Origin of the sequence: Zhihengliuella sp., assembly GCF_031178195.1 — a bacterium.
In the GTDB taxonomy this organism is placed as follows: domain Bacteria; phylum Actinomycetota; class Actinomycetes; order Actinomycetales; family Micrococcaceae; genus Zhihengliuella.
This window is the reverse complement of the sequence record NZ_JAPSJL010000001.1, coordinates 545,050-570,027: the sequence shown is the minus strand read 5'-3', so window position 1 is coordinate 570,027 and position 24,978 is coordinate 545,050. Positions and strand designations below refer to the sequence as shown.

Below are 24,978 nucleotides of genomic sequence, written 5' to 3'. Positions count from 1 at the left end.
CGGCCGCGCGGCCGGTCACCCGAGATTCGGGAAGACCGCCTCCAGGGCCTCGCTGAGCGTGCCGACCTCGCGGACGCGGAACCCGTTGGGCAGCGTGCCCGGCCCGTTCGGGCTGGCGGGGACGACGGCGTAGCGGAACCCCAGCCGCTCGGCCTCGTTGATGCGCCGGGTGATCTCCGGGACCTGCCGGACCTCGCCGGCGAGGCCGACCTCGCCGTACGCCACGAGCTGCGGCGGCAGCGGCCGCTCCAGCACGGCGCTGGCGATCGCCAGCGCGGTCGCCAGATCGACGGCGGGCTCGGCCAGCCGGACGCCGCCGACGGTGGCCACGTACGTGTCCATGCCCGTCAGGTCCATCTTGGCCCGGGCGGCGAGCACCGCGAGGATCATAGCGGTGCGGGCGGAGTCCAGCCCGCTGGTCGCCCGCCGGGGCTGCGAGGTGGCGCTGCGGGCGACGAGGGCCTGCACCTCGGCCAGCAGCGGCCGCCGCCCCTCGATCGTCACGGTGATGCACGTACCGGACACCGGGTCCTTCGTCGGCGTGACGAAGAGCCGGCTCGGATCGGCCAGGCCCTCGATGCCCGTCTCGGTCAGGTCGAAGCAGCCGACCTCGTCCGTGGGGCCGTACCGGTTCTTGGCGGCCCGCATCAGGCGCAGCCGGGAGTGGCGCTCGCCGTCGAACTGGCAGACCACGTCCACCAGGTGCTCGAGCAGCCGGGGCCCGGCGATCGAGCCTTCCTTGGTCACGTGGCCCACGAGGATGGCGGTCATGTTCCGCTTCTTGGCGGCGTTGATGAGCGAGGACGCGACCTCGCGCACCTGCGTGACGCCGCCGGCGCTGCCCTCGACCTCCGCCGAGGAGAGCGTCTGCACGGAGTCGACGATCAGCAGGTCGGGGGCGATCCGCTCGACCTGCCCCAGGGCCATGCCCAGGTCCGTCTCGGCGGTGAGGTGCAGGGTCTCGGCGAGGGCGTCGATCCGGTCCGCGCGGAGGCGCACCTGCGCGGCCGACTCCTCGCCCGTGACGTACAGGACGGTCTGCCCGTTGCGCGCCGTGCGCGCGGCGACGTCCAGGAGGAGCGTGGACTTGCCGACGCCGGGCTCGCCCGCGAGCAGGATCACCGCTCCGGGCACCAGACCGCCGCCGAGCACGCGGTCCAGCTCGCCGACGCCGGTGGGCCGGTACGTCGCGGCGCTGGCGTCCACGTCGGTGATGACGGGAGCGGGCTGGCTGACACTGGAGGCCTGGGTGCGGGCCGAGACCTGCCCGATCTCCGCAACCGTCCCCCACGCCTGGCACTCGCCGCAGCGGCCGGCCCACTTCACGGTGGTCCACCCGCACTCGGCGCACCGGTAGCCCGGGCTCTTGCTGCGTGTTGTCGACTTGGTTGGCACGATCACCGACTCTATCGGCCCCCGCCGACAGCATGGTGCCGGGCCCGCCGTCAGAGCTTCGGCAGGTAGCCGACCGCCTCCTCCCGCTCCGCCCCGGCGCCGACCAGGAGGTCCACCGTCATCGGGCGCAGCAGCATGATCAGCGACTGGCACTCGAGCCCGGTCACGCCGAACTCGGCCGGGTCGAGCCGGGACGCGCACTCGGCCAGCTCCTGCCGGGCGAGGTACTCCGCGCCCGTCCGCGCCGACGCCGTCGGCTCCGTCACCGACCGGCGCAGGTGGAGCATCGCATCCGCCAACGAGTCCAGGTAGGTGGAGAGGGCATCGGCGTCCTGCTCGTCGACGGAGCCGTGCGTGATGGCGCTCGCGAGTCTGCGGGCGATCACCCGGGAGCTGCGCACGCCGAGGTCGATCTGGTCGGCCACGCGCTTGAGCCGGCGCAGCTCGGCGCGCTGGCCGCGGTAGGCCGGCGCCATGGTGGCGATCTCGCTGGCGCCGCGGAGCATCGTCGGGAGGTCGTCGATGGTCTTCTGCGTGGCCCGGGCCTGCACCAGGGCGTGCCAGGCCATCGTGGCGTCGAGCCCGCGCACCGCCGTCGCGCTCTCGCGGAGGACCCCGGCGAGGTCCTCGATGACCTCGCGCAATCGGTCCGCCGGCTCCAGTCGCGGGTTGCGGGGCGTCAGCACCACGACGAGCAGCGCGATGGCGCCGCCGACGAGCGCGTCGATGCTGCGCGTGAACACCCCGCCCTCCGGCGCCGGCAGGAGCACCACCAGCAGGGACTGCAGTCCCAGCTGGGTGCTGAAGATGGTGCCGCTGTCCAGGAACCGGGCGACGATCAGGGACACCGCGACGACGGCGGCGGCCTGCCACACGCCCGTCCCGACCAGCGCGAGCAGCAGGTCCCCGATGAGGATCCCGAGCGTGCACCCGGCGGCCACCTCCACGGTGCGCCGCAGGTGGGTTCCGTGGCCGAAGCCCAGCGCGATCATGGCGCTCGTCGCTGCGAACAGCGGGGCCGAGTGCCCCAGCAGCTGCTCGGCCACCCAGTAGGCGGCGACCGAGCAGAACGTAATCTGGACGATCTTCCACAGCGAGGATTTCACACGCAGGGCGCCGACTCGGCTGCGGCTCGCGACGAACCCGCGGGCGCGGCGCAGGGCCGAGCCCGTCCGCCCTCTCGCTGGCCTCGCGGCGCCCGGTCGCGCGCTGGCCGTTCGAGCCGTGCCGCCGTTGCGCGCCGGAGCATCCCCTTCCATGGGACCAGTGTTTCATGTGATGCTTGCCTCAATCCGTGTGATGCTCGCCGCAAATAGTCGAAGCTACGAGCGCCGTTAACCCTCCGTTCACCTTTAACGGCGGGAGCCTTTACCTGCCGCGCCTAGTTTCGAGACTGGTCCTGATCCAGAACGTACGAACGTACAAGGGGAAACACGTGAAGAAGCTCCGCTTCGCCCAGTCCGCCGCCGTCCTGTCCGTCGCCGCCATCGCGCTGACGGCCTGCGGCGGTTCCAACAACCCCACCACCGAGGCCTCCGGCTCGGCCGGCGGCGGCGCCGCCTCCGAGGTCACCGGCACGCTCTCCGGCGGCGGCGCGTCCTCCCAGGAGGCCGCGATGACGGCCTGGGCGGACGGCTTCTCTTCCGTGGCCCCCGAGGCCACCGTCCAGTACAACCCGGTCGGCTCCGGCTCGGGCCGCGAGGGCTTCCTGGCCGGCCAGTACTCGTTCGCCGGATCCGACGCCGCCATGGACGCCGAGGAGCTGGAGTCCTCCAAGGAGGTCTGCGGCCCCGACGGCGCGTTCCACATCCCGGCCTACATCTCCCCGGTCGCCGTCGCGTTCAACCTCGAGGGCGTCGACACCCTGAACCTGGACGCGGAGACCATCGCCGGCATCTTCGCCGGCAAGATCACCGCCTGGAACGCCCCGGAGATCGCCGAGCAGAACCCGGACGCCGAGCTGCCGGAGACCCCGATCACCGTGGTCCACCGCTCGGACTCCTCGGGCACCACCGAGAACTTCACCGACTACCTCACCGCCGCCGCCCCGGAGAACTGGACGTACGACGTCGTCGAGGACTGGCCGCAGGAGATCGTCGCCGACAACGCGCAGGGCACGGCCGGCGTCGTGGGCCTCGTCTCCAGCACCGACGGGGCGATCACCTACGCCGATGCCTCCGCCGTCGGCTCCCTCGGAACGGTGGCCGTCAAGGTCGGCGAGGAGTACGTCCCGTACTCCGCCGAGGCCGCCGCGAAGGCCGTCGAGAACGCGAGCCCGGTCGAGGGCGCCGCCGAGAACGACATGGCCGTCGAGCTGGACCGCAACACCACCGAGGCGGGCACCTACCCGATCGTCCTCGTCTCCTACCACATCTACTGCAACGCCTACGAGGACCAGGAGACCGCCGACCTGGTGAAGGCCTTCGCCGAGTACGTCGTCTCCGAGGAGGGCCAGTCCACGGCCGAGGGCTCCGCCGGCAACGCGCCGATCTCCGAGGCCATCCGTGAGAAGGCTCTCGAGTCCATCGGCGGCATCGGCGTCCAGGGCTAAGCTCTACAACAGAAAAGCGCCGCTCACGCGCACCCAGGTCGTGGTCCCCGCAGCGATCCCCCGCAGCGGGGACCACGGCCGCGCGTAGAGCACCGATCCGCGCGGTCCCGGCCGCGCGCGAGTCCGTGTCACTCCTACCGTTCGAAGGACACTTGTGACAGTCACTTCCCCCTCCTCCGGGCTGCACGACCCCAGGTCGGCGGCCGGGCGGGCCGGAGACAAGATCTTCTCCGGCACCGCGCTCACGGCGGGCATCGTCATCCTCGCCATCCTGGCGTTCGTCGCCGTCTACCTCGTGGTCGAATCGATCCCCGCGCTGACCGCCGGCGAGGGCGAGCTGAGCCACGGCAAGACCAGCTTCTGGTCCTACGTCTGGCCGATGATGATCGGCACCGTGATCGCCTCCGCCATCGCTCTCCTCATCGCCACGCCGGTCTCCATCGGCGTCGCCCTCTTCATCTCCCACTACGCCCCGAAGCGCGTCAGCCAGGCCTTCGGCTACGTGATCGACCTGCTGGCGGCCATCCCCTCGGTCGTCTACGGCGCCTGGGGCATGGCCTTCCTCGGCCCGCTCCTGGTCCCGATCTACGCCTGGCTCTCTGAGAACGCGGGCTGGATCCCGCTCTTCTCCGGGGGCTACTCGCAGACCGGCCGCACCCTGTTCACGGCCTCGGTGGTGCTGGCCGTGATGATCCTGCCGATCATCACCAGCCTCTGCCGCGAGATCTTCGTCCAGACCCCCAAGCTCCACGAGGAGGCGGCGCTCGCGCTCGGCGCGACCCGCTGGGAGATGATCAAGATGTCGGTGCTGCCGTTCGCCCGGGCGGGCATCGTCTCGGCCATCATGCTCGGCCTCGGCCGCGCCCTCGGCGAGACCATGGCCGTCACCCTGGTCCTCTCGCCGGGCGCGCTGTCGGCCAACATCATCAACGTCGGCAACCAGACGATCCCGTCGGAGATCGCCCTGAACTTCCCCGAGGCGTTCGGGATGCGCCAGCACGAGCTGATCGCGGCGGGCCTGGTCCTCTTCGTCATCACGCTGGCCGTCAACATGATCGCGCGCTGGATCGTCAGCCGCCACAAGGAATTCTCGGGGGCCAACTGATGACACAGGTACTGCAGGAGAATCGCGAGAACATCGGCAAGTCCAAGCTGATCCAGGGACGCAAACCGCGCTGGACCTGGATCGCCTGCCTCGCCGGCTCGCTCATCGTCGCGTCCGCGATCATGGCCGTCGTCGGCTTCAACGTCGCCGGCTGGGCGGTCCTGACCGCCCTCTTCTACGTCGTCTCCAACTACGCGGTCACGCGGATCATGGAGAACGGCCGCAAGGCCACGGACCAGCTCTGGACCAACCTGGTGGTGGGCGCCTTCCTGGTCGCCCTGCTGCCGCTGATCTCCGTGGTCTGGACCGTCCTCTCCATCGGCCTGCCGGGCCTGCTCGCGCCGGGTTTCCTGGCCTCCGACATGACCGGCATCACCGGCGCGGTGGACCAGGCCTCGGTCGAGGACGGCACGGCGATCCTGGGCGGCGTCAAGCATGCGCTCATCGGCTCGCTCGTCATGACGCTGGGCGCCACCGCCATCTCCGTGCCGATCGGCCTGCTGACCTCCATCTACCTGGTGGAGTACAGCCGCGGCGGGACGTTCTCCCGGGCGATCACGTTCTTCGTGGACGTCATGACCGGCATCCCCTCGATCGTCGCCGGCCTCTTCGCCGCGGGCCTCATGCTCACGCTGGTCGGCCCGGGCGACAACGTCATGGGCTTCACGGCCGTGATCGCCCTGTCCGTGCTGATGATCCCCGTCGTCGTGCGCTCCACCGAGGAGATGCTGCGGGTGGTCCCCAACGAGCTCCGCGAGGCGTCCTACGCCCTCGGCGTGCGCAAGTGGCGGACCATCCTGAAGGTCGTCATCCCGACGGCGATCTCCGGCATCGCCTCGGGCGTCACGCTGGCGATCGCCCGTGTCATCGGCGAGACCGCCCCGATCCTGGTCACGGCCGGCGTCGCGGTGAGCACCAACTGGAACCTGGCCAAGGACTGGATGATGTCCCTGCCGGTGTACATCTACCGGCAGATGATGTTCCCGACGGCGCCGGCGGCCCCGGACGCCTCGGAGCAGCGCGCCTGGGCCGCGGCCCTGGTGCTGATCATCATCGTCATGCTCCTGAACCTCACCGCACGCTTCATCGCCAAGGCGTTCGCGCCGAAGAAGACCGGCCGCTGAGCCCCCTCGAGACTTTTCACGAAGGAACCACATGTCCAAGCGCATCGACGCCATCGACTTCAACGTCTACTACAGCAAGTTCCTCGCTGTGGAGGGCGTGAACATCTCCATCGAGCCCAAGTCCGTGACGGCCTTCATCGGCCCGTCCGGCTGCGGCAAGACCACCTTCCTGCGGACGCTGAACCGCATGCACGAGGTCATCCCGGGCGCCCGGGTGGAGGGCAAGCTCCTCCTCGACGGCGACGACATCTACGCCCCCGGCGTGGACCCCGTCTCCGTCCGCTCGACCATCGGCATGGTCTTCCAGCGCCCCAACCCGTTCCCGACCATGTCCATCCGGGAGAACGTGCTGGCCGGCATCCGCCTGAACGGCCAGCGCATCTCCAAGGGGGACGCGGACACGATCGTGGAGAAGTCCCTCCGGGGCGCCAACCTCTGGAACGAGGTCAAGGACCGCCTGGAGAAGCCCGGTTCGGGTCTCTCCGGCGGCCAGCAGCAGCGCCTCTGCATCGCCCGCACCATCGCGGTGGAGCCGGACGTGATCCTCATGGACGAGCCCTGCTCGGCCCTGGACCCGATCTCCACCCTGGCGATCGAGGACCTCATCAACGAGATGAAGGACCAGTACACGGTCGTCATCGTCACGCACAACATGCAGCAGGCCGCCCGCGTCTCGGACAAGACGGCGTTCTTCAACATCGCGGGCACCGGCAAGCCCGGCAAGCTGATCGAGTACGCGGAGACGTCCACGATCTTCAGCACGCCGCGCGAGAAGGCCACGGAGGACTACGTCTCCGGCCGCTTCGGCTGAGCCGTACTGAGTTTCCGCCCCGACGAACGGACGGGGCGGGGGCCCGGAAGGGGGAATCTTCCGGGGATTCTGAGGGGGATCGACGGCGGGCGCCCACCATTCGGTGGACGCCCGCCGTTCCGTTTCCCCGCCAGGAGTCCTAGAGCGCCGCGGCGACCGGCTCCTGCTCCGCCGAAGCCTCGAGCCGCTGCGTCCCGGCGCCGGCCCGGCCGGCCGCCCGGGACCGCTCCAGCGCCTGGGCGAGGTCCTCGATGAGATCGTCGACGTCCTCGACGCCCACCGAGAGTCGGACCAGGTCCGTCGGCACGGCCAGCTCGGTGCCGCGCACTGAGGCGTGGGTCATCTCCGAGCAGTAGCAGACCAGCGACTCGACCCCGCCGAGGCTGACCGAGAGCCCGAACAGCCGCGTCGACTCCGCAAACGCGCGCGCCGCCGCCTCGGTGCCCAGGCGCAGGGACACGATGCCCCCGAACCCGTCCATCTGCTCCGCGGCCAGCGCGTGGCCCGGATGGTCCTCGAGCCCCGGGTACAGCACCTGCTCGACGCCCGGCTGCTCCTGCGCCCACCGCGCCACGCGCAGCGCGTTGGACCCGTGGCGCTCCATGCGCAGCCCGAGGGTCTTCAGCCCGCGCGCGGCCAGGTAGGAGTCCTGGGGCCCGGCGACGGCGCCGCCGGCGAACTGCTGGTAGCCCACGGTCTCCGCCAGCGCCTTGCCGCGAAACTCGCCGTCCCGGACGACGACGGCGCCGCCGAGGACGTCCGAGTGCCCGCCGATGTACTTGGTGGTCGAGTGGACCACCACGTCGGCGCCGAGCGCCAGCGGGCGCTGCAGGTAGGGCGAGGCGAACGTGTTGTCGACCACGAGCAGGGCGTCCGCCGCGTGCGCGATCCGCGCCCACCCGGCGATGTCCGCGATGGACAGCAGCGGGTTCGACGGCGTCTCCAGCCACAGCACCGCGGTCCGCCCGGGCTGCACGGCGGCCGCGACGGCGCCGAGGTCCGTGATGTCCACGGCGGTGTTGGTGACGCCCCACGGGCCCAGCAGGTGGTTGATCAGCCGGTTGGTGCCGCCGTAGCCGTCGCCGCCGAGCACGATGTGGTCGCCGGGGCGGAGCACGCCGCGCAGCAGCGCGTCCTCGGCGGCCAGCCCCGAGGCGAAGGCGAACCCGGCGGCCCCGCCTTCCAGGGCGGCCAGCTGCGTCTGGAAGCCGTCGCGGGTCGGGTTCGATCCGCGCGAGTACTCGTGGCCGGCGCGGAGCACGTTGATCCCGTCCTGCACGAACGTGGAGGTCTGGTAGATCGGCGGGATGACCGCGCCGGTCAGCGGGTCCGGCTCCTGGCCGGCGTGGATGGCGGTGGTGTTGAATCCGGGGGTGCTCATGAGGCCACGCGTCCTTCCTGCGGGTCGAGGGTGCGTGCGCCGGCGGCGGTGGCCGCGCCGACGCTGTCGATGTGGGTGCCGACGACGGTCAGCAGCGCCTGGTCCAGGTCCGCGACGAGGTCCTCGGGCTCCTCCAGCCCGATCGAGACGCGGATGGTCGTCTCGGAGATGCCGGCGGCGGCGCGCTGCTCCCGCGTCATCCGGCAGTGCGTCATGGCCGCCGGGTGCGCCACCAGCGACCGGGTGTCCCCGAGGTTGGCGACGAGCTTGAACAGGCCCAGCGCGTCGATGAACCGGCCGACGGCGTCGGGGTCCCGGTCCGGGTCCACGGCCAGGTCGAACGCGAAGACCGAGCCGGCGCCGCGTGGGTAGTCGCGGGCGGCGATGCGCGCCGTCGTCGACTCCGGGGCCGTCCCGGCCAGGACGGCCGGGTGGTGGACGCGTGCGACGGCGGGGTGCTCGGCCAGGTGCGCGGCCACGGCGCGGGCGTTGGCCCCGTGCCGGGCGATGCGCAGCTCCAGGGTCTCGATGCTGCGCAGGATGCTGGCGGCGGCGTCGGGCGCGAGCGCGGGGCCGAGGTCGTGCAGGTACTTGCTGCGCACCAGCGCCGCGAACGGGCAGGACGGGTAGCGCTCCACCAGGGAGGCGCCGGCGCCGCTGCCCGCCGCGTAGCGGGCCTTCGGGGCGGCGAGCTGCTGCCATTTGGCCGGGTCGGCGGCGAAGTCGAAGCGCCCGCCGTCCACCACCACGCCCGCGAGCGCGCTGCCGTGCCCGCCGAGGAACTTGGTGGCCGAGTGCACCACGATGTCCGCGCCGTGCTCCAGCGGCCGGTAGAGCACCGGCGTCGCCAGGGTGTTGTCCACGACCACCGGCACGCCGGCCGCGTGGGCGATCTCCGCGATCGCCGGCACGTCCGCCAGCTCGGCCAGGGGGTTGGTGATCGACTCCAGCAGCACCGCCCGCGTCCGCGGTGTGATCGCCGCGCGCCAGGCGTCCAGGTCCTGGTGGTCCACGAAGTCCACCCGGTACCCGAAGTCCGCGAACGTGTCCGTCAGCAGGTCCAGGGTGCCCCCGTAGAGCTGGCGGGCCGCCACGATCGTCCGGGGGCCGCCGTCGTGCCCGTCCACCCCGGCGCGCTCGGCGTCGCCGCGCCCCAGCAGGGCCAGGAGCGCCAAGGCGACGGCGGACTGGCCGCTCGCGAGGGCGACGGCGGCCGTGCCGCCCTCGAGCTCGGCGACGCGCTGCTCCAGCACGGCCACGGTGGGGTTGCCGGTGCGGGAGTAGGTGAAGCCGGGCTTGGTCAGGGCGAACATCTGGCGCGCGTCGGCGTAGGACGGGAACTCGTAGGCGGTGGTCTGGTGGACCGGGACCGCCACGGGGAAGTGCGGGGCCGCGGGGGCGTACCCGGCGTGGATGGTGGTGGTCGAACTCATGGAAGGGGCTCCTTAGGTCCTGAGTTCCCGCGGCCGACGGCCGGCGGTGGGTGGAACGGTGTGCTGGGGGGCGCGTCCGGCCCCGGGCAGGGGCCGGACGCACCGTGGTCCGCGGGCGGAGGCCCGGGGGAGGGCCTCCGGCCGGGCCTAGGCCGGGACCTCGGCGAGCAGCGACGCGCGGGCCGACTCGGTGGCCGCGACGACGTTGCGCAGGGACTCGACGGTCTCCTCGTAGCCGCGCGTCTTCAGGCCGCAGTCCGGGTTGATCCAGAGCTGGCCCACGGGCACGTTGGCCAGGGCGGTCTGAATGAGGGACTCGACCTCCTCGGTGGAGGGCACGCGCGGGGAGTGGATGTCGTAGACGCCCGGGCCCACGGCGCGGCGGTAGCCGAACTCGGCCAGGTCCGCCGCGACCTCCATCTTGGAGCGGGCCGCCTCGATGCTCGTGACGTCCGCGTTCAACCCGTCGATGCCGGCGATGACCTCGCCGAACTCCGAGTAGCAGAGATGCGTGTGGATCTGCGTCTCCGTGCGCACACCCGAGGTCGCCAGGCGGAAGGACTCCACCGACCACTTCAGGTAGGACGGCTGGTCGGCGGCGCGCAGCGGGAGCAGCTCGCGCAGGGCCGGCTCGTCGACCTGGATGGCCGCGATGCCGGCGGCCTCGAGGTCGGCGATCTCGTCGCGCAGCGCCAGCGCCACCTGGTCGGCGGTCTCGCCGAGGGGCTGGTCGTTGCGGACGAAGGACCAGGCGAGGATGGTCACCGGACCGGTGAGCATGCCCTTGAGCGGCTTCTGCGTCAGCGACTGCGCGTAGCTGATCCACGGCACCGTGAATGCCTCCGGGCGGGTGACGTCACCCCAGAGGATCGACGGGCGGGTGCAGCGCGATCCGTAGGACTGGACCCAGCCGTTCTCCGTGGCGGCGAAGCCGTCGAAGTTCTCGGCGAAGTACTGGACCATGTCGTTGCGCTCCGGCTCGCCGTGCACCAGCACGTCGAGGCCGAGGTCCTCCTGGAGCCTGACCACGCGGGTGATCTCGTCCTTGAGGAACTGGTCGTACTGCTCGGCGGTGATCCGGCCGGCGCGGAACTCGGCGCGGGCCTTGCGGACCTCGCCCGTCTGCGGGAAGGAGCCGATGGTGGTGGTCGGCAGGTCCGGCAGGTCCAGGCGAGCCTTCTGGGCCTCGGCGCGCTCCTCGGCGGGGGCGCGGTCGATGTCCTGCTCCGTCAGGGCGGCCTGGCGCTGGCGGACCGACTCGACGCGGGTGCCGGCGAACGCGGCGCGGTGCGCGATCGCGGCGTCGGAGGCGGCGATCTCGGCCTCGACGGCCGCGGGGCCGCCGACGAGACCGCGGGAGAGCGTGAGGACCTCGGCGACCTTCTGGTCGGCGAAGGCCAGCCACTCCGGCAGGTGCTCCGGCAGGTTCTGCTCGAGGGCGACGTCGTGCGGCACGTGCAGCAGCGACGTGGTCGTGGCCACGGACAGGCCGCCGGCGGCCGCCGCCTCCAGCTCCACCAGGGTCTTCAGCGACGCGGAGAGGTCGTTGCGCCAGATGTTGCGGCCGTCGACGATGCCGGCGACGAAGCGCGTGGCGCCGAGCTTCGCGAGCTGCTCGGCGGACGGCAGCTCGCCGCGGACCAGATCGGCGTGGACGGCCTCGACGCCGGTCGCGGCCAGCGCCGCCAGGCCGGCGCCCGGGGCGGCGATCTCGCCGGCGGTGCCGTAGCCGGTGGTGACGAGGAGCGACGGGCGGGCGGCGCCGTCGTACTCCTGCTCCGCGGCGATGGTGCGGTACGCCCGCTCGGCGAGCGGGACCAGCGTGCTGCCGCGCTCGGTGACCAGGCCCGGCTCGTCCAGCTGGACCCACTCGGCGCCGGCGGCGCCCAGCTGGGCGATGATGCCGCGGTAGGCGGCGACGACGTCGTCCAGGCGGTCCAGCGGGTCGAAGCCCTCCGGTGCGCCCTCCTCCGGCTTGGACAGCAGCAGGTAGGTCACCGGGCCGACGAGGACCGGGCGCAGCGTGTTGCCGCGGGCCGACTGGCGCTTGACGATCCCGGCGAGGCGGTCGGCGAGCGGGCGGAAGACCGTGGTGGGGCCGATCTCCGGGACCAGGTAGTGGTAGTTCGTGTCGAACCACTTGGTCATCTCCAGCGGCTGGCGCTCCTTGTCGCCGCGGGCCAGCGTGAAGTACGCGTCGGTGCCGATCTCGCCGTCGGCGCCGGCCAGGTCCGCGAAGCGCTGCGGCAGGGCGCCCAGGGCGGCGGTGGTGTCCAGCACCTGGTCGTAGAGCGCGAAGTCCGCCGGGATGGAGGAGTCCTGGGCCGAGAGGCCGAGCTCGACGAGGCGGTCGATGGTGCGGTCCTGCAGCTCGTGCGAGGCCGCGTCCAGGGCGGCCTCGTCGATGCGGCCGGCCCAGTAGGCCTCGACGGCCTTCTTCAGCTCGCGGTTCGGGCCGATGCGCGGGTAGCCGAGGATGGTGGCGGCGGGGAACGTGGTCATGGGGTGCTCCTTCGTGCGGGGTTCGTTCGGGGAACGTTCGGTGGGTCGGTGGGTGGGGTGCGGATGGTCAGGCGTTGGCGAGGCGGGCCGCGCCGACGAGTGCGTGCACGTCGCCGTAGTCGGCGCCGTCGCGGGCGTCGGCGATGCCGGCGCCGGTCAGACCGAGGGCCCGGACGACGTCCAGGGGCCCGCGGGCGTCGTTGAAGGTGTAGAGGTGCAGGCCGGGAGCCCCGGCGTCGAACGCCGCCTGGGCCAGGTCCGCCGCGTGGCCGACGCCGATGCGGTGCCGCTCGGCGTCCGTGGCGGCGTCGGCCAGCCGGGTCCGCAGGCCCTCGTCCGGAGCCAGCCCGGAGAGCTCGCAGAGGCGCAGCAGCCGCCGCTCGTTGTTCACCGGCATGATGCCCGGCACGATCGGGATCGTGACCCCGGCGGTCCGGGCCGCGTCCACCAGGCCGGTGTAGTCGGCGGCGTCGAAGTAGATCTGCGTGATCGCGAAGTTCGCGCCGGCGCGCTCCTTGGCGAGCAGCACCTCGACGTCGTGCTGGAACGACGGCGACTCCGGGTGCCGCGTCGGGTACGCGGCGACGCCGATCGCGAGCCGCCCGGCGCCGAGCGAGGCCGACCGGCGGTCCTCGACCTCGCGGATCAGCTCCACGAGGTAGCGGGCGAACGGGAGCTCCCCATACGCGGCCGGGTGGTCCGGGTCGACGCCCTCCGGCTGGTCCCCGCGCAGGGCGAGGACCCCGCGGACGCCGAGCGCCACCAGGTGGTTGACCAGTCGGTCGAGGGAGTCGCGGGTCTCTCCCACGCAGGTCAGATGCGCCAGCGGCCGGAGCCGGGTGTGCTCGATCAGGTGCCCGATCAGCTCGATCGACGCCCGGCGCCGCTCCGGCGTCCCGTTGTAGGTGACGGACACGTAGTCGGGACCGCTCGCCTCGAGCTCCGCCACGACGTCGACCGCCCGGGCGCGGGCCTCGGCGTTGCGCGGCGGGTAGAGCTCGTAGGACAGCGCCGGGGGCGGCGCCGTGGTGTGGTTCAGGCTCATTCTGTCTCCTCGCATTGACGCGAAGGAGGATCGACGGCGCTGCGCCGCAGCCCGGGGTGCCGGGCGGAGGACGTAGCGTCGATGCGTCTCCATCGCTTCTGGCGGTAGCACCGTTCCGTCGTCGTCCGGCCGGGATGCCGGGGAGGCGGATGGTTGCTGCGGCGTCGTCGATCCAGATCTCTCGGCCGCTCTTGATGGGTGGTGCTCACCATGTAAAGGCCCGTCGCCCCGGTCCGGCAAGCAGGGCCGTCCGGGGCGCTTCACAGTGGGGAATGTGAAAGCCGATGACGCCGGAATCGGGGTTGTGACGCCTCAGAGCGGGGCCGGAGGGGCCTCGAACCGTCACAAACCGCCTGTGTGACGGTTCGTGACCCGGGTCCGCGCCGACGCCCGCCGGGTGCAGCGGCGGCCGCGATCGCTCGATAGGTTGCACTCATGCCGCAACGAGATCAGGAGTCGCGCCCGCACGAGCTGGACCCGCCGGGGCCAGGCCGGCAGGGGCCAGGCCGGCAGGGGGCAGGCCGACCGGGGACGGGCCCGCACGGGACGCCCGGCGGCCCTCCGGCCCCGTCCGGAGCACTGCTCCACGTCGTTGCGGTCGCCCACGGGACGGACTCCACCGAGGGTCGGGCGATGATCGACCGGCTCCGCGCCGGCGTCGACGACCGACTGCAGGGGGAGTTCGCCGGGTCGGCGCTCCGGGTCCGTGTCCACGAGGCCTACGTGGACGTCCAGGAGCCGCGGCTGGGCGAGGTGCTCGCGGGGCTGCCGGCGGGGGAGTGGGCCCTGGTCCTGCCGATGCTCGTGTGCGACGGCGTCCACACGGTGCACGACATCGCCGACGCCGTCGCGCAGCGTCCCGGCACCGAGGCGCTGCCCCCGATCGCCGCCGGCCCCACCGCCGCCGTCCGGCTCGCGCAGGGGCTGGCCGCACTCGTCCCCGCCGGCCCCGACAGCATCGGCGCCGACAGCACGGCCGCCGACCCCGGCGGCGCCGCGCCTGGCCTTCCGGCCACGGTCGGCTGGTGCCCGGCGCCGGAGCCGCCCGCCGTCGTCCTGGCGGTCGCCGGCACCCGGCGGCCGGAGGGCCAGGCGCAGGCGCAACGCCTGGCCGAGCTCGTCTCGGCCGAGCTCGGGTCCCGGGTCGAGGCTGCGTTCTGCTCGGCGGCGGAGCCGCGGATCGGCGACGCCGTCGCACGGCACCGCGACGCGGGACGCGACGTCGTCGTCCTGAGCGTTCTGCTGGGGGAGGGGTACTTCCAGGACCGGCTCCGCGCTGCCGGGGCACAGTACGTCAGCCCGCCCCTGCTGTCACCGGCGGCGTCATCCGCCGCCATGTTGACCGAATGTCTCGCCGAAACGGTGCTCGAAGGGGTGCGCGAGTCCCGTTCGTGACGCCGTGCGACGTTTTGTCACGGGTGCGGCGCAACGTGCATTCACCTCCGGTAGCACGCCTGCTGCCGCAGCGGCAGGTGCCCCTACCGTCGAGGTATGACTCAAGTGACGGAACGCATCCCACGGAAAGCGGCTGCCGGTAGCACCGCCGGCCGACGCTCCGCCAAGCCCAACGGCCAGTGGAAGATCGACGGCACCGAGCCGCTGAACGCCAACGAGGAGATGAAGGCCGCCGACAACGGCCTGAACGTCCGCGAGCGCATCGAGAAGGTCTACGCCCACGGCGGCTTCGCGTCGATCGACCCCGAGGACCTCCACGGCCGGTTCCGCTGGTGGGGCCTCTACACCCAGCGCAAGCAGGGCATCCCCGGCGGCAAAACCGCCACGCTGGAGCCGCACGAGCTCGAGGACGAGTACTTCATGCTCCGCGTCCGGATCGACGGCGGGGCCCTGACCACCGAGCAGCTCGAGGTCATCGGCGGGATCTCCACGGAGTTCGCCCGCGACACCGCCGACGTCACGGACCGCCAGAACATCCAGCTGCACTGGATCGACGTGCGCGACGTGCCGGAGATCTGGCGCCGGCTCGAGTCCGTCGGGCTGAGCACCACCGAGGCCTGCGGCGACGTGCCGCGCGTCATCCTCGGCTCGCCCGTCGCGGGCATCGCCGCCGAGGAGATCATCGACCCGACCCCGGTGATCGCCGAGATCGCCCGGCGCTACGTCGGCAACCCGGAGTTCTCCAACCTGCCGCGCAAGTACAAGACCGCGATCACCGGGCACCCGAGCCAGGACGTGGTGCACGAGATCAACGACTTCGCCCTCGTCGGCGTCGTCCACCCCGAGCACGGCCCCGGCTACGACCTCTGGGTCGGCGGCGGCCTCTCCGCGGCGCCCCGCCTGGGCGAGCGGCTCGGAGTCTTCGTCAGCGAGGACGCGGCCCCCGACGTCTGGGAAGGCGTCACCTCGATCTTCCGCGACTACGGCTTCCGCCGCCTGCGCAACCGCGCCCGCCTGAAGTTCCTCCTCGCCGACTGGGGGCCGGAGAAGTTCCGGCAGGTCCTCGAGGACGAGTACCTCGGCCGCGCACTGCCGGACTCCGACGCCGCCCCGGCCCCCACCGGACCCGGCGACCACTCGGGCGTGCACCGGCAGAAGGACGGCCGCTTCTACATCGGCCTCACCCCGCTGGTCGGGCGCGTCTCCGGGACCACGCTCAGCGGCCTGGCGCGCCTGCTCGAGAAGCACGGGTCCCAGCGGCTGCGCACCACCCCGCACCAGAAGGTCGTCGCGCTCGACCTCGCCGAGGAGCAGGTGGAGCCCTTCATCGCCGCCGCCCGCGAGCTCGGCTTCGAGGCCCGCCCGGGCCTGGTCTCGCGTTCCGCGATCGCCTGCACCGGCATCGAGTACTGCAAGCTCGCCATCGTCGACACCAAGGACACCGCCGCGGCCGCCGCCCGCGAGCTGGACCGCCGCCTCGCGGACCGCTCCGGCCGGCTGCCCAAGAAGCTGAGCCTGAACGTCAACGGCTGCCCCAACTCCTGCGCCCGCATCCAGACCGCGGACATCGGCCTCAAGGGCCAGCTGATCACGGACGACGACGGCGAGCAGGTCGCCGGGTTCCAGGTCCACCTCGGCGGGACGCTCGCCACGAGCGAGGACGGCGAGCCGACCCTCGGCCGGACCGTGCGCGGCCTCAAGGTCGCCGCCGACCGGCTGCCGGACTACGTCGACGGTCTGCTGCAGCGCTACGCCGAGACCGCCGAGGAGGGCGAGTCCTTCGCCGCCTGGGCCCACCGCGTCGACGAGGAGGAACTGGTATGAGCATCTCGACCAACGCGCCCACCACCCGCCGCAGCGAGGCCGAGCTCCGCCGCATCGCCGAGCTCGGGGCCGAGCAGCTCGGGTTCGACGCCCCCGCCGAGGCCGTGGTCCGCTTCGCCGCCGAGCACTTCGGGGTCCGCGACATCGCCGTGGCCTGCTCCATGGCCGACGCCGTGCTGCCGCACCTCGTCGCCGCCGAGCTGCCCGGCGTGGACGTCCTTTTCCTGGAGACCGGCTACCACTTCGAGGAGACGCACGCGACCCGCGCCGAGGTCGCCCGGAGCCTCGACGTCCGGATCGTCGACGTGATGCCGAAGCTGACCATCGCCGAGCAGGAGGCCCAGTACGGCAAGGACCTCTTCGCCCGGGACCCCGGCGAGTGCTGCCGGATCCGCAAGATGGACCCGCTGAAGGACGCGCTCGCCGGCTACGGCGCCTGGTTCACGGGCGTCCGCCGCGAGGAGGCGCCCACCCGGGCCAACGCCCCGCTGGTGTCCTTCGACGAGGCCCACGGCCTGGTGAAGTTCAACCCGGTCGCGACCTGGACCTTCGACCAGCTGGTCGACTACGCCTCCGAGCACGCCGTCCCGGTGAACCTGCTGCTGTCCAACGGCTACCCGTCCATCGGCTGCCGCCCCTGCACCCGGCCCGTCGCCCCCGGCGAGGACCCGCGCGCCGGCCGCTGGTCCGGCTCCGCCAAGACCGAGTGCGGCATCCACGTCGGCCCCGCGCCGACGCCCGCCTCGACCACCGCCGAGAGTCCCGAGGAGACCACCCCATGACCGTCACCACGTCCGGCCCCGGAACTACTGTCAACGACGCGGCCGCCGTCGGCGGCCCGGCCGACGACGACGCGCTCGCCGCCGAGCGGTCCGCCGCCCACCGCGCGGCGAACCTGGACGCGCTGGAGTCCGAGTCGATCCACATCATCCGCGAGGTCCTCGCCGAGTTCGAGCGGCCCGGTCTGCTCTTCTCGGGCGGCAAGGACTCCGTCGTCGTCCTGCACCTGCTGGCCAAGGCCGTCTCCCCGGCCCGCGTGCCGATTCCCGTGGTCCACGTGGACACCGGGCACAACTTCCCCGAGGTCATCGCGTTCCGCGACGCCACGGTTCAGCGGTACGGGATCGACCTGGTGGTCGGCTCCGTGCAGGACTACATCGACGACGGCCGCCTGGTGGAGCCCGCCAACGGCACCCGCAACCGCCTCCAGACCCGGGTCCTCCTGGACACGATCGAGGAGCACCGGTTCGACGCCCTCTTCGGCGGCGCCCGCCGCGACGAGGACAAGGCCCGCGCCAAGGAGCGCATCCTCTCGCTGCGCGACGAGTTCGGCGGCTGGGACCCGCGCAACCAGCGGCCGGAGGTGTGGAGCCTCTACAACGGCCGCCACGCCCCGGGCGGGCACGTCCGCGCCTTCCCGATCAGCAACTGGACCGAGGCGGACATCTGGTCCTACATCGACCGCGAGGGCATCGCCCTGCCGCCGATCTACTTCGCCCACGAGCGCCCGACGTTCGAGCGCGACGGCATGGTGTACGCGGTGACGGACGTCAGCCGGCCCCGCGAGGACGAGCCGGTCAGCAACCGCACCGTCCGCTACCGCACCGTCGGCGACGCCAGCTGCACCGGGGCGGTCCTCTCGGCCGCCGGCACGGTCGCCGAGGTGCTGGACGAGCTGGCGCTGAGCACGCTCACCGAGCGCGGGGCCACCCGCGCCGACGACAGGATCTCCTCCGCCGCCATGGAGGACCGCAAGAAGGAAGGGTATTTCTAAGATGAGTGACACGCTCTTCCGCCTGGCCACGGCCGGCAGCGTCGACGACGGCAAGTCCACCCTCGTGGGCCGCCTCCTGCACGACGCCAAGGCGATCCTCGCCGACTCCCTCGACGACATCCGCCGCGTCTCCGCCGAGCGCGGGTTCGGCGGCGACACCCCCGCGCTGGATCTCGCGCTCGTCACCGACGGGCTGCGCGCCGAGCGCGAGCAGGGCATCACGATCGACGTCGCCTACCGCTACTTCAGCACGCCGCGGCGCAGCTTCATCCTGGCCGACTGCCCCGGCCACGTGCAGTACACGCGCAACACCGTCACCGGCGCCTCGACCGCCCACGCGGCCCTGGTCCTCGTCGACGCCCGCAACGGCGTCGTCGAGCAGACCCGCCGGCACCTCGGCGTCCTCGGCCTCCTCGGGGTCCCGCAGGTCGTCGTCGTGGTCAACAAGATGGACCTGATCGACTGGGACGAGTCCGCGTTCGCCGCCATTCGGGACGACGTCGTGGCGGTCGCCGACCGCCTGGGCGTCGCCGGGGTCCGCGTGGTGCCGGTCAGCGCCCTGCAGGGCGACTTCGTGGTGGACCGGGGCGACTCCGCCCCCTGGTACACCGGACCCACCGTGCTGGACCTGCTCGAGACGCTGCCCGCCCGTCCGGCCGCCGGGGAGGCCTCCCCGGCCCGGCTCGACGTGCAGCTCGTCCTGCGCCCCCAGGGCGCCCTCGCCCCCGAGTTCGCCGCCGACGCGGATGCCCTGCGGGACTTCCGCGGCTACGCCGGCACGGTCTCCGACGGCCCGTTGGCCGTCGGCGACCGCGTCGCCGTCTACAACGACGGCCAGCGCCACCGGGCGCGGGTCACCGGGCTGCGCACCCCGGCCGGCGAGGCCGAGCGCGCCGAGGCCGGGCAGGCCGTCGTCGTCACCCTCGACGCGGACCTGGACATCGCCCGCGGCGCCGCGCTCGTCGCCGAGCAGTTGGAGGAGGGGCAGCCGCACGACGCCGTCACGGCGGTCCGCGAGTTCGGCGCGGCCGTGTGCGTGCTCGCCGACGCCCGGCTGACGCCGGGCCAGCGGGTCCTGGTCAAGCACGGCACCCAGGTGGTGGCCGCCCGCGTCGACGCCGTGGACAACGTCCTGCGCCTGAGCGACCTCTCCCGGGAGCCCGCGGCCTCGCTGGGGCTGAACGACCTCGGCCTGATCCGGCTCCGCACCGCCAAGCCGCTCGCGGCCACGGCGTACTCGCGCAGCCGCGCCGGCGGCTCGTTCCTCGTCATCGACCCGGCTGAGGGGAACACCCTGGCCGCCGGCATGATCGAGCCGGCCCCGCTCGCGGGCGACGCCCCGGAGTCGGGGGCGGCGACCGAGCACGCGGCGGGCCCTGCAGCCCACGAGCTCGCCGGAGCGGTCCGGACATGAGCGAGAGCCGCCGCTACAGCCCGGCCGCGCCCGCGGGCACGCCGCGATCCGGGCGCCGTGCCCGGATCGCCGTGGCCGTCGCCGTGCCGCTGCTCGTGGCGGCGGCCGTCGCGAGCCTCTTCGTGCCCGCCCCGTGGACCGCGGGGCCCGCATCCGGCGCCGCGGCCGCACCGGCGGACACGCTGCGGCTCGGCTACTTCCCCACCGTCACCCACGCCCCGGCGCTCGCCGGCGTGGAGCACGGCTTCCTCGCCGACGAGCTCGGCCGCGACGGCACCGCGCTGCAGACGCAGGTCTTCACGGCCGGCCCGGCCGCCGTCGAGGCCCTCAACGCCGGCGCCATCGACGCCGCCTACCTGGGCCCATCGCCGGCGCTGGCCTCCTACGTCACCAGCGGCGGCGAGTCGCTGGTCGTCGTCGCCGGCGCCGCCAGCGGCGGAGCGGCGCTCGTGGCGCGCGAGGGGATCGACTCGGTCGAGGACCTGGCCGGAGGCCAGATCGCCACGCCGCAGTACGCCAACACCCAGGACCTCGCCGCCCGGGCCCTGCTCGCCGAGCGGGGCCTGACCGAGCAGGTCGACATCAGCCACGCCACCTCCGGCACGGTGGCGCAACTCTTCGAGCGCGGCCAGATCGACGCCGCCTGGCAGCCCGAGCCGTGGGCCTCGCTGCTCGAGGCGCGCGGCGGCCACGTGCTCGTCGACGAGCGGGTCCTCTGGCCGGACGGGCGATTCCCGACCGCACTGCTGGTGGTCTCGCAGCGCTTCGCCGCGGAGCACCCCCAGACGGTCCAGCGCCTCGCGGACGGCCACGCCCGCAGCCTCGACTGGCTCGCCGGGGCGGCGGAGGACGACGTCGTGAACACCGTGGTCGACGGCAGCATCCGGGCCGGCGGCGACAGCCTCGACCCGAACGTCATCCGGGGCGCCCTGGGCCGGCTCGAGTTCACCGGCGACCCGCTGGCCGAGACCTACCCGCAGCTCGTGGACGCGGCCGCAGCGCTCGGCACCGCGCCGGGCTGGGACGACGTCGCCCTCGACGGGCTCGTCGACGACCGCTGGTGGCGGGAGACCGCCGCGGCAGGAGAGGAACGGACCTCGTGAGCGCCCCCGTCGACACCGCCATCGCTCAGCACGCCGACCAGCACGCTGCCGATCAGCGCACCGCCGATCAGCGCACGGCCGGGCTGGCCCCCGCGGGCCGCACCGCCGATCAGCGCGGCGCACCGGCCGCCGTCGAGCTCCACGGACTGGGCCTGCGCTACGGCGACGGCCCGCCCGTGCTCGACGGACTGGACCTGAGCATCGCCGAGGGCGAGTTCGTGGCCGTCCTCGGCGCGTCCGGCTGCGGCAAGTCGTCCTTGCTGAACGTGCTCGCCGGCCTGACGGCGCCCACCGCAGGCTGGGTGGACGTCCCCGTGGACGGCGCGGCGCTGATGTTCCAGGACTCCGCACTGCTGCCCTGGCTGACCGCCCAGCGCAACGTGGAGCTGGCCCTGCGCCTGGCTGGGGTCCCCCGCGCCGAGCGCGGTCCGCGGGCCCGTCGGCTCCTGGACACCGTCCACCTCGGCCGGGCCTACGACCGGAAGCCCCACGAGCTCTCCGGCGGCATGCGCCAGCGCGTGGCCCTGGCCCGCGCACTCGCCCAGGACCGGCGGCTGCTCCTCATGGACGAGCCGTTCGCGGCGCTCGACGCGATCACCCGCGACCTGCTGCACGACGAGCTGCACGCCGTCTGGCGGGCCACGGGCTCCACGATCGTCTTCGTCACCCACAACGTGCGCGAGGCCATCCGGCTCGCCGGACGGATCGTGGTCCTCTCCTCGGACCCCGGCCGCATCGCCGAGATCCGCACCGTCACTGACGGGCTGCGGGCCGACCCCGCCCGCGCCGAGGCGCTCGCCACCGAACTGACCGAGACCCTCCGGAAGGAGCAGAAGAAGCATGACAGCGCTCCTCGATGACCGGCCCGCCCGCGGCGCCTCGGCTCCGTCCGACGCCGGCGCCCCCGCTCCGGCTCCGGCCCGCCCGACCGCGCGCAACCGCCGGGCCCGGGACCTGACGCGCCGCGCCCTGCCGCCGACGGCCGCGCTCCTGGTTCTGCTCAGCGTCTGGCAGCTGGCCTCCTGGGCGTCGCCCGTCCGGGACGACCTCTTCCCGGGCCCGGTCGACGTCGCGGCCGTCCTGCCGCGGCTGATCGCCGACGGCACCCTGGCCGCGGCGGTCGGCACCTCGCTCGGCCGCGGCCTCAGCGGCTTCCTGATCGCGCTCGTCGTGGCAACCCCGGCGGCGCTGCTGCTGGCCCACACCCCGTGGCTGCGCCGCGCCGTCGGACCCTTCATCTCCGCCCTGCAGGTGCTGCCCTCGGTGGCGTGGGTGCCCGCGGCGATCATCGTGTTCGGCCTGACCGACGCGACGATCTACGCGGTGATCCTCCTCGGCGCCATCCCGTCCATCATCAACGGCCTGCTGGCCGGGATCGACCTGATCCCCGCGCAGTACCGCTCCCTCTCCCGCGTGCTCGGCGCGCGGCGGCTCCAGCACATCGCGCTGATCGAGCTGCCGGCCGCGCTGCCCGGCTACGCGGCCGGCCTGCGGCAGGGCTGGGCGTTCTCGTGGCGCTCGCTCATGGCCGCGGAGCTGATCGCCGTCGGCGGCTCGCTGGGCCTTGGCGTCGGCTCGCTGCTCCAGCGCGGCCGCGACCTGGCGGACCTGCCGCTGGTCATCCTGGTGGTGCTGGTCATCCTGGCGATCGGCGCCGCCGTCGAGCTCGCCCTGTTCGCCCCGTGGGAGCGGCGCCTGCTCGCCGACCGGGGCCTGAAGCGCACGGAGGACGCCGCATGAGCGCGCACCAGTCGATGCCGCACGAGGCGAGCCTGCACGAGGCGAGCCTGCACGAAGCGCGGCCCGCGGGCCGCGTCACCCTGGTCGGCGGGGGCCCCGGCGACCCGGACCTCATCACCGTGGCGGGCCTGCGCGCGCTGATGAGCGCCGACGTCGTCCTCGCCGACCGCCTCGCCCCGCGCGAGCTGCTCGCGGACCTGCCCCCGCACGTCCGCGTGCACGACGTCGGCAAGGGCCCGGGCGCGCACGTCGCCACCCAGGACCAGATCAACGAGCTCCTAGTCGCCGAGGCGGCCGCCGGCCACCACGTGGTCCGGTTCAAGGGCGGCGACCCGTTCGTCCTGGGCCGCGGCGGAGAGGAGGTCGAGTACGTGCGCGCGCACGGCTTCGACGTGCGCGTGATCCCCGGGATCACCTCCGCCGTCGCGGTACCCGGCGCCGCCGGCATCCCGGTGACGCACCGGGGCTTGGCCGCCGGATTCTCCGTCGTCACCGGGCACGGCGAGCTCGCCAGCGTCCCTGCCGACCCGGCGCACACCCTGGTGGTGCTCATGGGCGTGGCCCGGCTCCCGGAGACGGCCGCCGAGCTGGCGCGGCGCGGGCTGCCCGCCGCGACGCCCGTGGCGATCGTGGAGAACGGGTGCACGCCCGAGCAGCGCACCACCGTCGCCACGCTGGAGACCATCGTCGACGCCGCCGGCCGGGCCGGCGTGGCCAACCCGGCCGTGATCGTCGTCGGCGACGTGGTCCGGGTGGCCTCCGCACCGGAGGAGCTCGCCCGCCGGGCGACCGCCGGTGATCCGCTTCCAGCCCAGCTGCCCGCAACCCCCTGAATCCCCCTCGACCCGAAGGAACGGCACATGACCCTCCCCGCCCACCTGAACGACCGCAAGCTCCACGTGGCCATCGTCGGCGCCGGCCCGGCCGGCATCTACGCCGCGGACCTGCTCACCAAGTCCCAGCCGGTCGCCTCCGGCGAGCTGGACGTGGCGATCGACCTGTTCGACGAGCTGCCCACCCCGTTCGGCCTCATCCGCTACGGCGTCTCCCCGGACCACCCGCGCATCAAGGGCATCATCACCGCCCTGCACAAGGTCATGGACAAGGAGCAGATCCGGTTCATCGGCAACGTCTCCTTCGGCCGCGACCTCACGCTCGAGGACCTGCAGGAGCGCTACGACGCCGTCGTCTTCGCCACCGGTGCCCAGAAGGACGCCGATCTGAACATCCCCGGCATCGATCTGGACGGCTCGCACGGCGCCGCCGACTTCGTCTCCTGGTACGACGCGCACCCGGACGTGGCCCGCGAGTGGGACCTCTCGGCGCGCGAGGTCGCCGTGATCGGCAACGGCAACGTGGCCCTCGATGTCGCCCGCATCCTCTCCAAGCACGCCGACCAGCTGCTCGAGACCGAGATCCCGGAGCACCTCTACGCGCAGCTCAACGACTCCGCCGTCACCGACGTGCACGTCTTCGGCCGCCGCGGCCCGGCACAGGTGAAGTTCACGCCGCTGGAGCTGCGGGAGCTCTCCCACTCGAAGGACGTGGACATCGTCCTGTACCCGGAGGACTTCGAGTTCGACGCCGCCTCCGACGAGGCCATCAAGACGAACAACCAGGTCAAGACCATGGTCTCGACGCTGACCAACTGGCTGGTGGAGCAGGAGGAGCGCGAGGAGTCCGGCGAGGAGGCCCCGCAGGCCTCGCGCCGCCTGCACCTGCACTTCCTGCAGTCCCCGGTGGAGATCCTCGGCGAGGACGGCCGCGTCGCCGGGCTGCGGATGGAGCGCCAGGAGCTCGACGGCACGGGCAACGCCCGCGGCACCGGCGAGCTGGTGGACTACCCGGTGCAGGCCGTCTACCGGGCGGTGGGCTACTTCGGGTCGGCCCTGGAGGGCCTGGAGTACGACGGCGCCCGCGGCGTGGTCCCGAACGCCGGCGGCCGCGTGCTGGACCGCGACGGCGCCCCGGTCCCGGGCGTGTACACGACGGGCTGGATCAAGCGCGGCCCGGTGGGCCTGATCGGCCACACCAAGGGCGACGCGCAGGAGACCATTACGCACCTGCTCGAGGACCTGGCCGCGCTGCCGGTCCCCGCCGCGCCGGGCACCGCGCCCGTCGAGGACCTGCTCGCCGAGCGCGGCGTGCGCTACACGGACTGGGCCGGCTGGCTGACCCTGGACGAGCACGAGCGCTCCCTCGGCGCCGCCACCGGCACGGTGCAGACGCGGTTCGGCCCGGTCGAGCGCGAGCGCATCAAGGTGGTTGAGCGCGACGCGATGCTCGAGCACGCGGCCGCTGCCGTCCTGGAGCCGGTCGAGTCCTGACCCGCGCGCCGGGTTCCGAGGGGCCGGCCGGGTCGGGAGCGACCCGACCGGCCC

At 73.2% G+C, this 24,978-nt stretch carries 19 protein-coding genes, 1 pseudogene and 1 riboswitch; of the genes and pseudogenes, 14 read left to right on the top strand and 6 right to left on the bottom strand.

Annotation, left to right across the window (positions count from 1 at the left end; translation table 11 throughout):
- Nucleotides 1–15: 15 nt before the first annotated feature.
- Nucleotides 16–1,395 carry a DNA repair protein RadA gene (radA, locus tag RIN46_RS02530; protein WP_309081299.1) on the bottom strand — a complete coding sequence of 460 codons (1,380 nt, stop codon included), beginning with the start codon at nucleotides 1,393–1,395 and terminating at the stop codon, nucleotides 16–18.
- Between the two features lie 50 nt (nucleotides 1,396–1,445).
- On the bottom strand, nucleotides 1,446–2,654 hold the full coding sequence (locus RIN46_RS02525; protein ID WP_309081300.1) for an FUSC family protein: 1,209 nt from the start codon (nucleotides 2,652–2,654) through the stop codon (nucleotides 1,446–1,448).
- Between the two features lie 176 nt (nucleotides 2,655–2,830).
- On the opposite strand from RIN46_RS02525, the gene pstS reads away from it, so the two are divergent.
- The 4 genes from pstS (at nucleotide 2,831) to pstB (ending at nucleotide 6,986) form a co-directional block, all read left to right on the top strand.
- Nucleotides 2,831–3,946, top strand: coding sequence for a phosphate ABC transporter substrate-binding protein PstS (pstS, locus tag RIN46_RS02520; RefSeq protein WP_309081301.1), 1,116 nt, complete (start codon nucleotides 2,831–2,833; stop codon nucleotides 3,944–3,946).
- A gap of 154 nt (nucleotides 3,947–4,100) precedes the next feature.
- On the top strand, nucleotides 4,101–5,051 hold the full coding sequence (gene pstC / locus RIN46_RS02515; RefSeq protein ID WP_309081302.1) for a phosphate ABC transporter permease subunit PstC: 951 nt from the start codon (nucleotides 4,101–4,103) through the stop codon (nucleotides 5,049–5,051).
- Nucleotides 5,051–6,175 carry a phosphate ABC transporter permease PstA gene (pstA, locus tag RIN46_RS02510; RefSeq protein ID WP_309081303.1) on the top strand — a complete coding sequence of 375 codons (1,125 nt, stop codon included), beginning with the start codon at nucleotides 5,051–5,053 and terminating at the stop codon, nucleotides 6,173–6,175. The genes pstC and pstA overlap by 1 nt, the downstream gene beginning before the upstream one ends.
- Before the next feature lie 31 nt (nucleotides 6,176–6,206).
- Nucleotides 6,207–6,986: a phosphate ABC transporter ATP-binding protein PstB gene (pstB, locus tag RIN46_RS02505; RefSeq protein WP_309081304.1), complete on the top strand. Its 780-nt coding sequence runs from the start codon at nucleotides 6,207–6,209 to the stop codon at nucleotides 6,984–6,986.
- A gap of 139 nt (nucleotides 6,987–7,125) precedes the next feature.
- Here the strand turns inward: pstB and RIN46_RS02500 are convergent, their stop codons facing one another.
- The 4 genes from RIN46_RS02500 to RIN46_RS02485 all read right to left on the bottom strand — a co-directional run bounded on the left by RIN46_RS02500 (nucleotide 7,126) and on the right by RIN46_RS02485 (nucleotide 13,347).
- Complete coding sequence (locus tag RIN46_RS02500) at nucleotides 7,126–8,367, bottom strand: cystathionine gamma-synthase (RefSeq protein ID WP_309081305.1); 1,242 nt, start codon at nucleotides 8,365–8,367, stop codon at nucleotides 7,126–7,128.
- Entirely contained in the window at nucleotides 8,364–9,800 is a 1,437-nt protein-coding gene (locus RIN46_RS02495; RefSeq protein WP_309081306.1) for an aminotransferase class V-fold PLP-dependent enzyme, read from the bottom strand. The genes RIN46_RS02500 and RIN46_RS02495 overlap by 4 nt, the downstream gene beginning before the upstream one ends.
- Nucleotides 9,801–9,947: 147 nt before the next feature.
- A complete protein-coding gene (gene metE, locus RIN46_RS02490) occupies nucleotides 9,948–12,302 on the bottom strand; it encodes a 5-methyltetrahydropteroyltriglutamate--homocysteine S-methyltransferase (RefSeq protein WP_309081307.1) in 2,355 nt (784 codons plus the stop codon).
- Nucleotides 12,303–12,369: 67 nt separating this feature from the next.
- Nucleotides 12,370–13,347, bottom strand: a complete 978-nt coding sequence (locus RIN46_RS02485) for a methylenetetrahydrofolate reductase (RefSeq protein ID WP_309081308.1) — start codon at nucleotides 13,345–13,347, stop codon at nucleotides 12,370–12,372.
- Nucleotides 13,348–13,433: 86 nt separating this feature from the next.
- Nucleotides 13,434–13,548: riboswitch (SAM riboswitch) on the bottom strand.
- A gap of 432 nt (nucleotides 13,549–13,980) precedes the next feature.
- Between RIN46_RS02485 and RIN46_RS02480 the strand changes: the two genes are divergently transcribed.
- The 10 genes and pseudogenes from RIN46_RS02480 to RIN46_RS02435 all read left to right on the top strand — a co-directional run bounded on the left by RIN46_RS02480 (nucleotide 13,981) and on the right by RIN46_RS02435 (nucleotide 24,924).
- Nucleotides 13,981–14,742, top strand: coding sequence for a CbiX/SirB N-terminal domain-containing protein (locus RIN46_RS02480; RefSeq protein WP_309081309.1), 762 nt, complete (start codon nucleotides 13,981–13,983; stop codon nucleotides 14,740–14,742).
- 96 nt (nucleotides 14,743–14,838) lie between these two features.
- A complete protein-coding gene (locus RIN46_RS02475; RefSeq protein ID WP_309081310.1) occupies nucleotides 14,839–16,566 on the top strand; it encodes a nitrite/sulfite reductase in 1,728 nt (575 codons plus the stop codon).
- Complete coding sequence (locus RIN46_RS02470) at nucleotides 16,563–17,348, top strand: phosphoadenylyl-sulfate reductase (RefSeq protein WP_309081311.1); 786 nt, start codon at nucleotides 16,563–16,565, stop codon at nucleotides 17,346–17,348. Before RIN46_RS02475 ends, RIN46_RS02470 begins: the two co-directional genes overlap by 4 nt.
- Nucleotides 17,345–18,340 carry a sulfate adenylyltransferase subunit CysD gene (gene cysD, locus RIN46_RS02465; protein ID WP_309081312.1) on the top strand — a complete coding sequence of 332 codons (996 nt, stop codon included), beginning with the start codon at nucleotides 17,345–17,347 and terminating at the stop codon, nucleotides 18,338–18,340. The genes RIN46_RS02470 and cysD overlap by 4 nt, the downstream gene beginning before the upstream one ends.
- 1 nt (nucleotide 18,341) lies before the next feature.
- Entirely contained in the window at nucleotides 18,342–19,754 is a 1,413-nt protein-coding gene (locus RIN46_RS02460) for a GTP-binding protein (protein ID WP_309081313.1), read from the top strand.
- Nucleotides 19,751–20,857: an ABC transporter substrate-binding protein gene (locus RIN46_RS02455; RefSeq protein WP_309109433.1), complete on the top strand. Its 1,107-nt coding sequence runs from the start codon at nucleotides 19,751–19,753 to the stop codon at nucleotides 20,855–20,857. Before RIN46_RS02460 ends, RIN46_RS02455 begins: the two co-directional genes overlap by 4 nt.
- Nucleotides 20,858–20,940: 83 nt before the next feature.
- On the top strand, nucleotides 20,941–21,717 hold the full coding sequence (locus tag RIN46_RS02450; protein WP_375141874.1) for an ABC transporter ATP-binding protein: 777 nt from the start codon (nucleotides 20,941–20,943) through the stop codon (nucleotides 21,715–21,717).
- Nucleotides 21,698–22,597, top strand: coding sequence for an ABC transporter permease (locus RIN46_RS02445; protein WP_309081315.1), 900 nt, complete (start codon nucleotides 21,698–21,700; stop codon nucleotides 22,595–22,597). Before RIN46_RS02450 ends, RIN46_RS02445 begins: the two co-directional genes overlap by 20 nt.
- 62 nt (nucleotides 22,598–22,659) lie before the next feature.
- Nucleotides 22,660–23,430, top strand: a pseudogene (gene cobA / locus RIN46_RS02440) (uroporphyrinogen-III C-methyltransferase); the annotation flags it as partial.
- A gap of 27 nt (nucleotides 23,431–23,457) precedes the next feature.
- A complete protein-coding gene (locus RIN46_RS02435) occupies nucleotides 23,458–24,924 on the top strand; it encodes an FAD-dependent oxidoreductase (RefSeq protein WP_309081316.1) in 1,467 nt (488 codons plus the stop codon).
- The last annotated feature ends 54 nt before the right edge of the window (nucleotides 24,925–24,978 follow it).